Source organism: Stutzerimonas xanthomarina DSM 18231, from assembly GCF_900129835.1.
Classification (GTDB): Bacteria; Pseudomonadota; Gammaproteobacteria; order Pseudomonadales; family Pseudomonadaceae; genus Stutzerimonas; species Stutzerimonas xanthomarina.
Genome location: NZ_FQXA01000001.1, coordinates 338,380 through 350,775 on the forward strand (window position 1 = coordinate 338,380; position 12,396 = coordinate 350,775).

Consider the following 12,396-nt stretch of genomic DNA (forward strand, 5'->3'; position numbering starts at 1 on the left):
CACGCCGGACTTTTCAGTCACCGCCCTGATCTTCGAGGCGCCTTGATTCATGACTTGCACCGGCCGCAGCCTAACGCTTGGCTGCCTGCTGCTACTCACACCCCTGCTGGGCATGGCGGGCGGCAACTCGCTGCTGATTCCTGCCACGTCCCGCTGCGCGCTGAACACCGTCCCGGAAGCGATGAACGAAGCGCTGCGCGCTTGCGAGCACGCCGCCAGCCAGGGTGACCTGCAGGCGGCCTATGAGCTCGGTGACTATTACTACAACGGTCGGCGCGCGCCACGTGATCTAGCCAAGGCGCTTCACTGGTTCGAGCAGGCGTCGCTGAAGGGGCACGCGCTGGCCCAGCACCGACTCGGCGTAATGTTCTTTCGCGGCGAAGGGGTGCCCGCCAACAACGTGCAGGCTTACGTGGTGTTGAAGATGTCGGCGGTCAATGGCGAAGAAGAAGCGCTGGACACGGCCGATCGCGTTTCGGCGCAGATGGGTCGTGAAGAACACGAAATCGCCACCCAAGTCCTCGGGCAGATATTTCGCGATTATCTGATGGAGCTGCAGACGGCAGGCGAGTAGCACGGTGAGCAATTCCAGCGCGACAACTACCGCCTCACACCATTGATTTTTCTGATTTCGCTTGAGCTTGTGGCTGGCCGCAGTGCTTCCGCTTTTATCGCTCACGCCCTCGCCGTATAATCGCCGGTCATTTTTTGCACAACGCCGGCCCGAGACATGACCCGCAAGCTTTATATCGAAACCCACGGCTGCCAGATGAACGAGTACGACAGCTCGCGCATGGTAGACCTGCTGGGTGAGCAGCAGCCCTTGGAGATCACCGCAAACCCGGCGGAAGCCGACGTGATCCTGCTCAACACCTGCTCGATTCGCGAAAAGGCGCAGGAGAAGGTGTTCTCCCAGCTGGGGCGCTGGCGTGAACTTAAGCTCGACAATCCGCAACTGGTCATCGGTGTCGGTGGTTGTGTGGCGAGCCAGGAAGGCGCAGCGATTCGCGACCGCGCGCCCTATGTTGACGTGGTATTCGGACCGCAGACGCTGCACCGTCTGCCGGAAATGATCGACGCCGCACGCACAACGAAACAACCGCAGGTGGATATCTCCTTCCCGGAGATCGAGAAATTCGACCGCCTGCCCGAGCCGCGAGTCGACGGGCCGACCGCTTACGTATCCGTGATGGAAGGCTGCAGCAAGTACTGCACGTTCTGCGTCGTGCCATACACCCGCGGCGAGGAAGTCAGCCGGCCGTTCGACGACGTGCTCGCCGAAGTCATCCATCTGGCTGAAAACGGCGTCCGGGAAGTCACCCTGCTCGGGCAGAACGTTAACGGCTACCGCGGCGCCACCCATGACGGCCGCACCGCCGATCTGGCCGAACTGATTCGCGTGGTCGCAGCTGTCGATGGCATCGACCGTATCCGCTACACCACCAGCCATCCGCTGGAATTCTCCGATGCGTTGATTCAGGCACACGCCGAAGTGCCAGAGCTCGTGAAATACCTGCACCTGCCGGTGCAGTCGGGCTCCGACCGCGTGCTCGCGGGTATGAAGCGCAACCATACTGCGTTGGAATACAAGTCTCGGATTCGCAAGCTGAAGGCAGCGGTACCAGATATTTTAATCAGCTCGGACTTCATCGTCGGTTTCCCCGGCGAAACCGAAAAGGACTTCGAGCAGACCATGAAGCTGATCGAGGACGTTGGCTTCGACTTCTCCTACTCCTTCGTCTACAGCTCGCGGCCGGGCACGCCGGCGGCGGATCTGGTCGACGAAACGCCGGAAGAGGTGAAGAAGCAGCGCTTGGCGATCCTGCAACAGCGGATTAACCAGCAAGGCTTCGAGAACAGCCGACGGATGGCAGGCACGCAGCAGCGCATTCTCGTCACCGACTACTCCAAGAAAGACCCAGGCATGCTACAGGGCCGTACCGAGCACAATCGGATCGTCAATTTCCGTTGCGACAATCCACGGTTGATTGGCCAGTTTGTCGAGGTGTTCATTGATGATGCGCTGCCGCACTCGTTGCGTGGCACGCTGCTAGAGCCAGTGGATCGGTCGGCATAGCATCACCGCAGCTGATAGCGGATCGCTTCAGCTGCGTTTTCGCCACGGGTCGTCACGACCAGCGCGCTGCTTTTTTTCTCGCGCGGCGCTATTCTCACCCAACTTATTTGCAAAGCAGGTCACTTAAAAGCCCTTGAACGCCCCCATAGAACCTCATCGTTTCACCCTCGAACCCTTTGAAGCCAATCGCTTTGCCAATCTCTGCGGCCAGTTCGACGAGCATCTGCGCCTCATCGAGCAACGCCTGGACCTGGAAATCCGCAACCGCGGCAACCAGTTCGAGTTGGTCGGCCCAGCCGATGTGGCCCAGGCGGCAGAGCACCTCCTGCGACGCCTGTACCGCGAAACCAAAAGCATCGAACTGTCGCCGGACACGGTTCATCTGTTCCTGCAGGAATCCGCAATGGAGGAGTTGGGCAACTCGTCCACGACCCCGAACATTTCCTTGCGCACCCGCAAAGGCAATATCCGCCCGCGCGGTGTCAATCAGCAGCGCTACGTACAGTCAATCCTCGACAACGACATCAACTTCGGCATCGGCCCAGCCGGTACGGGCAAGACCTATCTGGCGGTGGCCTGCGCGGTCGATGCACTGGAGCGCGAGCAGATTCGCCGCATCCTGCTGGTACGTCCGGCAGTCGAGGCCGGTGAGAAGCTCGGTTTCCTGCCGGGCGACCTGGCGCAGAAGATCGACCCCTATCTACGCCCGCTCTATGACGCGCTGTACGAGATGCTGGGCTTCGAGCAGGTCGCACGGCTGATCGAGAAACAGGTTATTGAAATCGCACCGCTGGCCTACATGCGCGGACGCACGCTGAACAACAGCTTCATCATCCTCGACGAGAGCCAGAACACCACGCTCGAGCAGATGAAGATGTTCCTGACCCGGATCGGCTTCGGCTCCACCGCGGTGATCACCGGTGACATTACACAGGTCGACCTGCCTCGCGGCACCAAGAGTGGCCTGGCCCACGTGATCGAAGTGCTGAAGGACGTCAACGGCATCAGCTTCACGCATTTCAAACCAAAGGACGTGGTGCGTCATCCGCTGGTACAGCGCATCGTCGAAGCCTATGAGGCCTTCGAAGAGAAACAACCTCAGGCTGGCAATCGAGGCGAAGCCAGGTGATCGAACTCGATGTGCAATGCGCCAGCAATGGCGCGGTGCCTGACCAAGCGGATCTACGACGCTGGTGCGAACTGGGGCTGCGCCAGCGCACCGGGGATTCCGAGCTGACCATCCGCCTGGTCGACGAACCCGAGGGGCGCGAGTTGAATCGCACCTGGCGGCAAAAAGATTACGCCACCAACGTGCTGTCGTTTCCTGCGGACGTTCCTGATGACCTGCTGGACATCCCGCTTCTCGGTGACCTGGTGATCTGCGTGCCGGTAGTCGAGCGCGAGGCGGCCGAGCAAGGCAAGGCGCCGCAGGCACACTGGGCGCATTTGGTCATCCACGGCTGCCTGCACCTGCTTGGCTACGATCACATCGATGACGACGAAGCCGAAGAAATGGAAAGCCTCGAGCGTCACCTGTTGGCTGAGCTGGGTCACGCCGACCCCTATGCCACCGAATAGCCCGAACGGGCAACTGCAAGGACCATTGAGTCAAAACATGAGCGAAGACCGATCGAGCAACGGGCAGAAGTCCTGGTTTGGGAAAATCACCCAGGCTTTTGCCCACGAGCCGAAAACCCGAGAGGAGCTGCTGGAAGTCCTGCGCGGCGCCCATCAGAACAAGCTGCTGGACAACGAAGCCCTGGCAATCGTCGAGGGCGCCATTCAAGTGGCAGACCTGCAGGTGCGGGACATCATGGTGCCGCGCTCGCAAGTAATGAGCATCAGGGCGGACCAGTCTCCGAAGGAGTTCCTGCCCTCAATTATCTCTGCGGCGCACTCGCGCTATCCGGTCGTCGGCGACAGCCTCGACGAGGTGATTGGCGTATTGCTCGCCAAGGACCTGCTGCCGTTGATCTTGCAGGACGAACACCATCCGTTCGACATCAAGGACCTGCTGCGTCCGGCCACCTTCGTCCCCGAGTCCAAGCGACTCAACGTGCTGCTTCGCGAGTTCCGCGCCAACCACAGCCACATGGCCATCGTCATAGATGAGTACGGCGGAGTGGCTGGCCTGGTAACCATCGAAGACGTGCTTGAGCAGATCGTCGGTGACATCGAAGACGAGCATGACATCGAGGAAGACAGTTATATCCGGCCGCTGCCCAGCGGCGACTTCTTGGTCAAGGCACTGACACCGATCGACAGCTTCAACGAATTCTTCGATTGCGAGTTTCCCGATGAAGAGTTCGATACCGTGGCAGGGTTGGTCATGAGTACCTTTGGCCACCTCCCCAAACGCAACGAGGTGACCGAGATCGACGGCTTCCGTTTCCGCGTCCTTAACGCTGACAGCCGCCGCGTGCACATGCTGCGCCTGACTCGCACCGAGACCGAAAGCCGCTAGGCGCCCTGCCCGCGCGCCGAAACCTTCGGTAGACTCACCCGTTTCGTATCCCCCACCGCTGGTCACCGTACCGGCGGCGGTTCTGCAAGGAATCCCCATGCGCTGGATCACCCGCCCCGGCTGGCCGGGCAACCTGCTGGCGCTTGTCGCTGGCGCCCTGACTACCCTGTCGCTTGCGCCATTCGACATCTGGCCGCTGGCCCTGCTGTCGATCGGCCTGATTTACCTTGGCCTGCGCGAGCTGCCTGCCAAGCAGGCGGCCGGTCGTGGCTGGTGCTACGGCTTCGGCCTGTTCGCTTCCGGCGTCAGCTGGGTCTACGTCAGCATCCATGACTTTGGCGCCGCACCGCCCCTCCTCGCGGGCGCGTTGACGCTGGGTTTCGTTGCCGGTCTGGCGATGTTCTTCGCCCTGCTCGGCTGGCTCTGGTCTCGCTGGTTTCGGCAGATTTCCTCACCTCTCACCAACGTCCTGGTCTTTACCGCGCTGTGGCTCGCACTGGATGCACTACGCGGCTGGGTGCTGACCGGCTTCCCTTGGCTCTATGCGGGCTACAGCCAGCTTGAAGGCCCGCTGGCCGGCCTGGCGCCGCTCGGCGGGGTCTGGTTACTCACCTTCGTGATCGTGCTGACTGCAGCCTTATCAGTCGAGCTGCCTCGCCAGCTCGCACATAAGCGCGCGCTGGTCGGTTCGCTTGCCCTCTTGGCAGCCTTATGGGTCGGCGCGTTGGGCATGGGTCAGCACGGCTGGACTACCCCCAAGGGCGAGCCGATCACAGTCGCAGCGATGCAGGGCAACGTCGCCCAAAGCATCAAGTGGGACCCGAAGAAGCTGGAGATGCAGTTGCAGCTGTACCGCGACATGACGTTCCGCAGCCGCCCGGTCGATCTGATGGTCTGGCCGGAAACCGCGGTGCCTATCCTGAAGGAGCACGCCGAAGGCTACCTGACGATGATGAGCCGCTTCGCCAACGAACGGCAGTCCGCACTGATCACCGGCGTGCCCGTACGCCAGCCAAACGCGGAGGGTGAACTGCGTTACTACAACGGCCTGACCACCGCTGGCGACGCGCAGGGCACCTATCTCAAACAGAAACTGGTGCCCTTCGGTGAGTACGTTCCCTTGCAGGATATGCTGCGTGGCCTGATCGCTTTCTTTGATCTACCCATGTCGGATTTCGCCCGAGGCGCGCCGGACCAGGTGTTGCTCCAGGCGAAGGGTTATCAGATTGCGCCGTTTATCTGCTACGAGGTGGTCTACCCAGAGTTTGCCGCCAGCCTCTCGGCGCAGAGCGATATTTTGCTCACTGTCAGTAACGACGCCTGGTTCGGGCATTCCATTGGGCCTTTGCAGCACCTGCAGATGGCGCAGATGCGAGCGCTCGAAGCCGGACGCTGGATGGTTCGTGCGACCAACAACGGGGTCACCGTGCTGATCGATCCGCAGGGCCGTATCGTCGAGCAGATTCCAGCCTTCGAGGAGGCGGTGCTCTACGGCGAGGTCACCCCAATGCAAGGGCTAACGCCGTACCTGCAATGGCGCTCCTGGCCACTGATTTTGGTCTGCGTGCTCCTGCTCGGCTGGGGCCTGATTCGCCGCCGGTCGGCCTGACTCGCCCGATCTGCGCCAGTGGCCCTTCACCCGTCACTCGGCGTCATCGCCATATAAGAGCGGATACACCAGCATGCCGACCGCTTCGTTGAGCAGCATGCCGTTCTGCCACACCGCTTTCGCCTCCGGCAGCCAGCCGCCGAAAGGCCGCCCGTTGGGCACCCCGAGGAACCCCACGGGAGCCGCGATCACCTCGAGGCCGACTTGCTCAAAACACCACCGTGACCGCGGCATATGCGACGCCGAGGTCACCAGAACGATCCGTTGAATGCCGGCCGCTTTGAGCATCTCGGCACTGTACAGCGCGTTCTCCCAGGTGGTCCGGCTACGCTCCTCTAGCCACTGGGTCGGTGTAGCGAAATCACGCTGCAGCGCCTCCGCTGCCAGAAGGGCCTCGCTCGGCGGCTCGCCGTAGTGCAGCCCACCGCTGGTGAGGATAGGCAGGCCAGAGGCCTTCGACAGCCGCGACGCATAGCGCAGCCGTTCGAGAGCAATATGACTGGGTTGATCCGAACTCCAGGCAGGGTCGGCCTGTTCGCGTCCGGCACCGAGCACCACGATAGCCTGCGCGCGTTGCTTCGCACCGCTCCATTCCGAGCGATCCAGCGCCACCTCGCTTTCGAGTATTCGCGCCGCCCATTCGACCGTTACCGGGAGGCTCATCAGCCACAGCCCGCCGAACCCCAGTATGAAGCAGAGTGCGGCCAGTCGTGGCGAGCGCCGCCGCAGCCACCAGGCGACCAGCAATAGCAACAACAGCCCACCGGGTGGCAAGAGCAGCTGTTTGAAGAAATAGCGTATGGGCATGTGCGGCTCCGATCATTCGACCGCTGCCACTTTACCTGCCGAGGCGTCCGCTTGTCGGCAGCACGGACGCCGTCAGTGCTTTGGGTAGGTATGCAACCGTTGCCGGGCACGTAGCAGCTGCGAGCCGCAAGCCGAGCACGCAACTGCACCGGCGCCGTCTGGCCAGTGCACGCTGGTGCCACAGAGCGCGCAGACCATCGATTGCTGCAGCGCAGGCGAGCTCTGCTTGCAGCGTTTGCCAGAGTGATGCCGCAGTACGCTGCGCAATGCAGGTCGCGCCGCCTGACGATCCAGCTGCGCCTGCTCTTCAGCAGCAGCGTGCCAACCGGACAGCCATTGTGAATCCTGCTGCAGGTAGGCGCGGATCAGGTCGAACTCGGCAGGCGTCAACCCACCGACCTCCAATTCAGCCGCGGCGCCAGTCTCATCACCTGTTCTTCGTTCAGCTTCTTCCAGGGCCAATGTCAGCCGCTGCAGCACGCGTCCATACAGATTGCCCTCATCCGCCTGACGTTCTTTACCCATGATTCACCTCGTGTTCGTCCCGCCCCCTGTACAAGCGTAGTTCAGACTCGAACATCCACCTCGCGCGTGACAAACGGGGCGCTCCACGCTGGCAAATCGGGTTTCCCTCGGTTGCGAAGGGTCATGTATGCTACGGCGCTTCCATGCGTTCGTACCCAACCCGCTGCGCCGTCGTTGTGTCAGGCCTAGAGCCGGCCATACGACAGCCCGAGCTGCCATGCGAACAGCCAGCCCCCTTTCCAACGCCAGTAGCCATGCACGAACAGTATCAGCCCCGTGAAATCGAAGCCGCCGCGCAGTCCCACTGGGATGCGCAGAAATCCTTTGAAGTAAGCGAACAGCCAGGCAAGGACACCTTCTATTGCCTGTCGATGTTCCCCTACCCCAGCGGAAAGCTGCACATGGGGCATGTGCGTAACTACACCATTGGCGATGTGATTGCCCGCTACCAGCGCATGCAGGGCAAGAACGTTCTACAGCCCATGGGCTGGGACGCGTTCGGCATGCCGGCGGAAAACGCGGCGATGAAAAACAAGGTCGCGCCGGCCAAGTGGACTTACGAGAACATCGACTACATGCGCACCCAGCTCAAGAGCCTGGGCCTGGCAGTCGACTGGACACGCGAAGTCACCACCTGCAAGCCGGATTACTACCGCTGGGAACAGTGGCTGTTTACTCGCCTGTATCAAAAAGGTGTGATTTATCGCAAGAACGGCACCGTCAACTGGGACCCGGTCGACCAGACAGTCCTGGCCAACGAGCAGGTCATCGATGGCCGCGGCTGGCGTTCCGGCGCGCTGATCGAGAAGCGCGAGATCCCGATGTACTACTTCAAGATCACCGCCTACGCGGATGAGCTGCTGGAGAGTCTGGACGAGCTGGATGGCTGGCCCGAACAGGTCAAGACCATGCAGCGCAACTGGATCGGCAAGTCGCGCGGCATGGAGATCAGCTTCCCTTACGACACTGCCAGCATCGGCAGCGAAGGCGTGATGAAGGTGTTTACCACCCGCCCCGATACGCTGATGGGCGCGACTTATGTCGCCGTGGCGGCCGAACATCCCCTGGCCACGCTTGCCGCTCAGAACAATCCTGAGCTTCAGACCTTTATTGACGAATGCAAGCGTGGCGGTGTGGCCGAAGCCGACATCGCCACCCAGGAAAAGAAAGGCCTCGCTACCGCGCTGAAGGTACAGCACCCGCTCACTGGCGAGCTGCTGCCGGTATGGGTCGCCAACTACGTACTGATGAATTACGGCGAAGGCGCCGTGATGGCCGTGCCGGCTCATGACGAACGCGACTTTGCCTTTGCCACCAAATACGGCCTGCCAATCAAGCCAGTCGTGCGCACCAGCGCCGGCGACGAGACGCCTGCGCCTTGGAACGACGCCTACGGCGAACACGGCGAGCTGATCAATTCCGGCGAATTCAGCGGACTGGACTTCGACGGCGCCTTTGATGCCATGGAAGCCGCGCTGCAGCGCAAAGGCCTCGGCCAGGCGCGCACCCAGTTCCGCCTGCGCGACTGGGGCATCAGCCGGCAGCGCTACTGGGGTTGCCCGATTCCGATCATTCACTGCGAAAGCTGCGGCGACGTACCGGTGCCAGAGGACCAGTTGCCGGTGGTCCTACCCGAAGACGTCGTCCCGGACGGCGCCGGCTCGCCGCTGGCCCGTATGCCGGAATTCTATGACTGCAGCTGCCCCAAATGCGGTGCCGCAGCGAAGCGTGAAACCGACACCATGGACACCTTTGTCGAGTCGTCCTGGTACTTCGCTCGCTACGCCTCGCCGCATTATGACCAGGGCATGGTCGATCCAGCGGCGGCCAATCACTGGTTGCCGGTGGATCAGTACATCGGCGGCATCGAGCACGCGATCCTGCATCTGCTCTATGCGCGCTTCTTCCACAAGCTGATGCGCGACGAAGGCCTGGTCAGTTCCAACGAGCCGTTCAAGAATCTGCTGACCCAAGGCATGGTTATCGCCGAGACCTACTACCGCACCCTGGAAAATGGCGGCAAGGACTGGTTCAACCCGGCCGACGTCATCGTCGAGCGCGATACCAAAGCCAAAGTCATCGGCGCCAAGCTCGCTAGCGACGGCCTGCCGGTTGAAATTGGCGGCACCGAGAAGATGTCCAAGTCGAAGAACAATGGCGTCGATCCGCAAGCCATGATCGACAGCTATGGCGCCGACACCTGCCGCCTGTTCATGATGTTCGCCTCGCCACCCGATATGAGCTGCGAGTGGTCAGACTCCGGCATCGAAGGCGCCAACCGCTTCCTGCGCCGCGTCTGGCGCCTGGCGCACGCTCATGTCAGCGCTGGCAATCTCGCTCAGCTGGACATTGCCAGCTTGAGCGATGAGCGCAAAGCCGTACGCCGCGCCATTCACCTGGCCATCAAGCAGGCCAGCCAGGATGTCGGTCAGCACCACAAGTTCAACACTGCCATCGCCCAGGTGATGACGTTGATGAACGTGCTGGAAAAAGCCGCCACTGCCACCGAGCAGGACCGCGCATTGCTACAGGAAGGCCTGGAAACCGTCGCCCTGCTGCTAGCGCCGATCACGCCGCACATCTGCCATGAACTCTGGCAGCAGCTGGGCCACAGCGGCTCGATCATCGATGCGCAGTGGCCGACGGTCGACGAATCTGCGCTGGTTCAGGACAGCCTGACACTGGTTGTACAGGTCAACGGCAAGCTGCGCGGGCAAATCGAAGTGCCCGCGAGCGCCACACGTGAAGAGGTCGAAGCCACCGCTCGCGCCAACGAAAATGTGCTGCGCTTTACCGAAGGCCTGACGATTCGCAAGGTCATCGTGGTGCCGGGCAAGCTGGTCAATATCGTCGCTAACTGATTTGCCTTGGCGCTGTGCGCCAAGGCTGGCAAGGGGATAAAAAAGATGATCAAACGCAATCTGGTGGTGGTCGGCCTGGCGCTACTATTGAGCGCCTGTGGCTTTCAGCTTCGCGGAACAGGCGATACCAGCTTCGCGCTCGATGAAGTCAACCTGCAAGCCCGCAACAGCTATGGCGAAACCGTGCAACAGCTTGAAGAACTGCTCAAGGACAGCGGCGTCAGGGTTCATCCAGGCGCTCGCTATACCCTTGATCTGGTGCGCGAGCAATCCCGGCAGCGCACCGCCAGCTACACGACCGCTGCACGCACTGCTGAGTATGAACTGACCCAGATCCTCGACTACGAGATCCGTGGGCCGCAGAACACAGTACTGCTCGAGGACCAGGTCGAAGTGTCCAAGGTATATGTCCATGACAGCAGCAACCTGATCAGTTCGGATCAGGAAGCCAGCCAGCTGCGCCGGGAAATGCGCCGCGAACTTCTGCAGCAACTGAGCATGCGCCTACGCAACATCACACCGGCACAGCTCGACCAGCTGCAGCAGACAGCAGAAGCGAAGAAGCGCGCCGAAGCCGAGGCGATCGAAGCACAGATGCGCGAGCAGTCTGCACAACCGCTGCAGTCGCCCATCGAACTGCCTCTGCAATGAAGACCGGGGAGCCTGCTGATGCGGGCTCCCGATCCGTCCGATGAAGCTACCTCCCGCCCAGCTTGCCAAACACCTGCAAGGCCCTCTTGCGCCGATCTACGTGGTCAGCGGCGACGAGCACCTGCTCTGCCAGGAAGCCAGTGACGCCATCCGTGCGACTTGCCGCCAACAGGATTTCAGCGAACGCCAAGTGCTCAACGTCGAAACCGGTTTCGACTGGGGCCAGCTCATCGAGGCTGGGGCCAGCCTCTCCCTGTTCGCTGAAAAGCGCCTGCTGGAGCTGCGTATCCCCACCGGCAAGCCCGGCGACAAGGGAGCTGCCGCGCTGATTGACTACCTCGCACGCCCTGCGGAAGACACGGTTCTGCTGATCAGCCTGCCCAAGCTCGACGGCAATACGCAAAAGACTAAATGGGCCAAGGCGCTGATCGACGGCAAACAGGTGCAGTTCCTACAAATCTGGCCGGTGGATGCGCAGCAGCTGCCGCAGTGGATTCGTCAGCGCCTGGCACAAGCCGGCCTCGCCGCAGACCAGGCAGCGGTAGAACTTATCGCCGCCCGCGTCGAGGGCAACCTGTTGGCCGCCGCGCAGGAAATCGAAAAGCTAAAACTGCTTGCCGAAGGGGGCCAGGTAACCACCGAAACCGTGCAGGCTGCCGTCGCCGATAGCGCCCGCTACGACGTCTTCGGGCTGATTGATGCCGCCCTGCTGGGGCAGCCGGAGCACATTCTGCAAATGCTCACCGGTTTGCGCGGCGAAGGGGTCGAAGCGCCGGTGATCCTCTGGGCCGTCGCGCGTGAAGTGCGCCAGCTGGCCAACATAGCCCAGCAGTACAGTCAGGGCGTACCGCTTGACCGTGCGTTCAGCCAGGCTCGCCCGCCGGTATGGGATAAGCGCAAGCCATTGGTCAGCAAAGCACTTCAGCGACACGATGCCGCGGGCTGGCAGCGACTCCTGATGAATGCACAACGCATTGATGAACAGATCAAAGGCCAGGCTGAAGGCGACCCCTGGCTCGCATTGACTGACCTGTGCCTTCAGCTGTGTGGACGACAGCTCAGGTTGTAGCGCAAGCGAAAGCCGTGCTGCGATCGGTGATCAGATTCTTGCGAGTTGCGCTAGCACTTGACGCTTGCCAGCCCCAGCAGACTCTGGACATTTTTTGTACAGTGCCTATGATGCCCTCGTCTGATCAGAAGCAAGCGAGAGGGTACGTGATGAGCAAACAACGAAAGCGGCCGAATAAGGCCAAGAGTCTGGTGGCGCAACCTCTGTTCCGTAGCCGCCAGGAACAGCCGAAAAAAGGCAAAGGCAGCTACCGCCGCGAAGCCTCCCAGTCCACCAACTGGGAGGCTTCGGTCCTTCTGGCGGCTTGAAAAGCCAATCCATTCAAAGCGTGAT

The 12,396-nt window shown here is 61.5% G+C and carries 12 protein-coding genes; 10 read left to right on the forward strand and 2 right to left on the reverse strand.

Translation table 11 applies throughout. The features are described 5' to 3' along the window. Positions 1 to 49: 49 nt before the first annotated feature. The 6 genes from BUE09_RS01610 to lnt all read left to right on the forward strand — a co-directional run bounded on the left by BUE09_RS01610 (position 50) and on the right by lnt (position 6,150). The gene (locus tag BUE09_RS01610; RefSeq protein WP_073298968.1) at positions 50 to 574 is read left to right on the forward strand and encodes a tetratricopeptide repeat protein; all 525 of its coding nucleotides are present in this window, start codon (positions 50 to 52) and stop codon (positions 572 to 574) included. A gap of 156 nt (positions 575 to 730) precedes the next feature. Beyond that, positions 731 to 2,077 (forward strand): tRNA (N6-isopentenyl adenosine(37)-C2)-methylthiotransferase MiaB, encoded by a 1,347-nt coding sequence (gene miaB, locus BUE09_RS01615; RefSeq protein ID WP_073298969.1) that lies wholly within the window; start codon positions 731 to 733, stop codon positions 2,075 to 2,077. 133 nt (positions 2,078 to 2,210) lie between these two features. Beyond that, positions 2,211 to 3,206, forward strand: a complete 996-nt coding sequence (locus BUE09_RS01620) for a PhoH family protein (RefSeq protein ID WP_073298970.1) — start codon at positions 2,211 to 2,213, stop codon at positions 3,204 to 3,206. Beyond that, entirely contained in the window at positions 3,203 to 3,655 is a 453-nt protein-coding gene (ybeY, locus tag BUE09_RS01625; RefSeq protein ID WP_073298971.1) for an rRNA maturation RNase YbeY, read from the forward strand. Before BUE09_RS01620 ends, ybeY begins: the two co-directional genes overlap by 4 nt. A gap of 37 nt (positions 3,656 to 3,692) precedes the next feature. Continuing rightward, the gene (locus BUE09_RS01630; protein ID WP_073298972.1) at positions 3,693 to 4,541 is read left to right on the forward strand and encodes an HlyC/CorC family transporter; all 849 of its coding nucleotides are present in this window, start codon (positions 3,693 to 3,695) and stop codon (positions 4,539 to 4,541) included. Positions 4,542 to 4,638: 97 nt separating this feature from the next. After that, complete coding sequence (gene lnt, locus BUE09_RS01635) at positions 4,639 to 6,150, forward strand: apolipoprotein N-acyltransferase (RefSeq protein ID WP_073298973.1); 1,512 nt, start codon at positions 4,639 to 4,641, stop codon at positions 6,148 to 6,150. Positions 6,151 to 6,183: 33 nt separating this feature from the next. Here lnt and BUE09_RS01640 read toward each other — a convergent pair whose 3' ends face one another. Next, entirely contained in the window at positions 6,184 to 6,957 is a 774-nt protein-coding gene (locus BUE09_RS01640) for a YdcF family protein (protein WP_073298974.1), read from the reverse strand. A gap of 72 nt (positions 6,958 to 7,029) precedes the next feature. Next, positions 7,030 to 7,482 carry a hypothetical protein gene (locus tag BUE09_RS01645; protein ID WP_172830733.1) on the reverse strand — a complete coding sequence of 151 codons (453 nt, stop codon included), beginning with the start codon at positions 7,480 to 7,482 and terminating at the stop codon, positions 7,030 to 7,032. A 254-nt stretch (positions 7,483 to 7,736) separates the two neighbouring features. Here BUE09_RS01645 and leuS point away from each other — a divergent pair, with 254 nt between their 5' ends. The 4 genes from leuS (at position 7,737) to arfA (ending at position 12,371) form a co-directional block, all read left to right on the forward strand. Then, positions 7,737 to 10,343, forward strand: a complete 2,607-nt coding sequence (gene leuS / locus BUE09_RS01650) for a leucine--tRNA ligase (protein WP_073298975.1) — start codon at positions 7,737 to 7,739, stop codon at positions 10,341 to 10,343. 45 nt (positions 10,344 to 10,388) lie between these two features. Next, on the forward strand, positions 10,389 to 10,994 hold the full coding sequence (locus BUE09_RS01655; RefSeq protein WP_073298976.1) for an LPS-assembly lipoprotein LptE: 606 nt from the start codon (positions 10,389 to 10,391) through the stop codon (positions 10,992 to 10,994). A gap of 40 nt (positions 10,995 to 11,034) precedes the next feature. After that, the gene (gene holA, locus BUE09_RS01660) at positions 11,035 to 12,063 is read left to right on the forward strand and encodes a DNA polymerase III subunit delta (protein ID WP_073298977.1); all 1,029 of its coding nucleotides are present in this window, start codon (positions 11,035 to 11,037) and stop codon (positions 12,061 to 12,063) included. A 149-nt stretch (positions 12,064 to 12,212) separates the two neighbouring features. Next, positions 12,213 to 12,371 (forward strand): alternative ribosome rescue factor ArfA, encoded by a 159-nt coding sequence (gene arfA / locus BUE09_RS01665; protein ID WP_021209677.1) that lies wholly within the window; start codon positions 12,213 to 12,215, stop codon positions 12,369 to 12,371. The last annotated feature ends 25 nt before the right edge of the window (positions 12,372 to 12,396 follow it).

Excerpts from the sequence above, each read along its gene's own strand:
- BUE09_RS01610 (WP_073298968.1), top strand. The coding sequence starts at position 50 with ATGACTTGCACCGGCCGCAGCCTAACGCTTGGCTGCCTGCTGCTACTC.
- miaB (WP_073298969.1), top strand. The coding sequence starts at position 731 with ATGACCCGCAAGCTTTATATCGAAACCCACGGCTGCCAGATGAACGAG.
- BUE09_RS01630 (WP_073298972.1), top strand. The coding sequence starts at position 3,693 with ATGAGCGAAGACCGATCGAGCAACGGGCAGAAGTCCTGGTTTGGGAAA.
- lnt (WP_073298973.1), top strand. The coding sequence starts at position 4,639 with ATGCGCTGGATCACCCGCCCCGGCTGGCCGGGCAACCTGCTGGCGCTT.
- BUE09_RS01640 (WP_073298974.1), bottom strand. The coding sequence starts at position 6,957 with ATGCCCATACGCTATTTCTTCAAACAGCTGCTCTTGCCACCCGGTGGG.
- BUE09_RS01645 (WP_172830733.1), bottom strand. The coding sequence starts at position 7,482 with ATGGGTAAAGAACGTCAGGCGGATGAGGGCAATCTGTATGGACGCGTG.
- leuS (WP_073298975.1), top strand. The coding sequence starts at position 7,737 with ATGCACGAACAGTATCAGCCCCGTGAAATCGAAGCCGCCGCGCAGTCC.
- BUE09_RS01655 (WP_073298976.1), top strand. The coding sequence starts at position 10,389 with ATGATCAAACGCAATCTGGTGGTGGTCGGCCTGGCGCTACTATTGAGC.
- holA (WP_073298977.1), top strand. The coding sequence starts at position 11,035 with ATGAAGCTACCTCCCGCCCAGCTTGCCAAACACCTGCAAGGCCCTCTT.
- arfA (WP_021209677.1), top strand. The coding sequence starts at position 12,213 with ATGAGCAAACAACGAAAGCGGCCGAATAAGGCCAAGAGTCTGGTGGCG.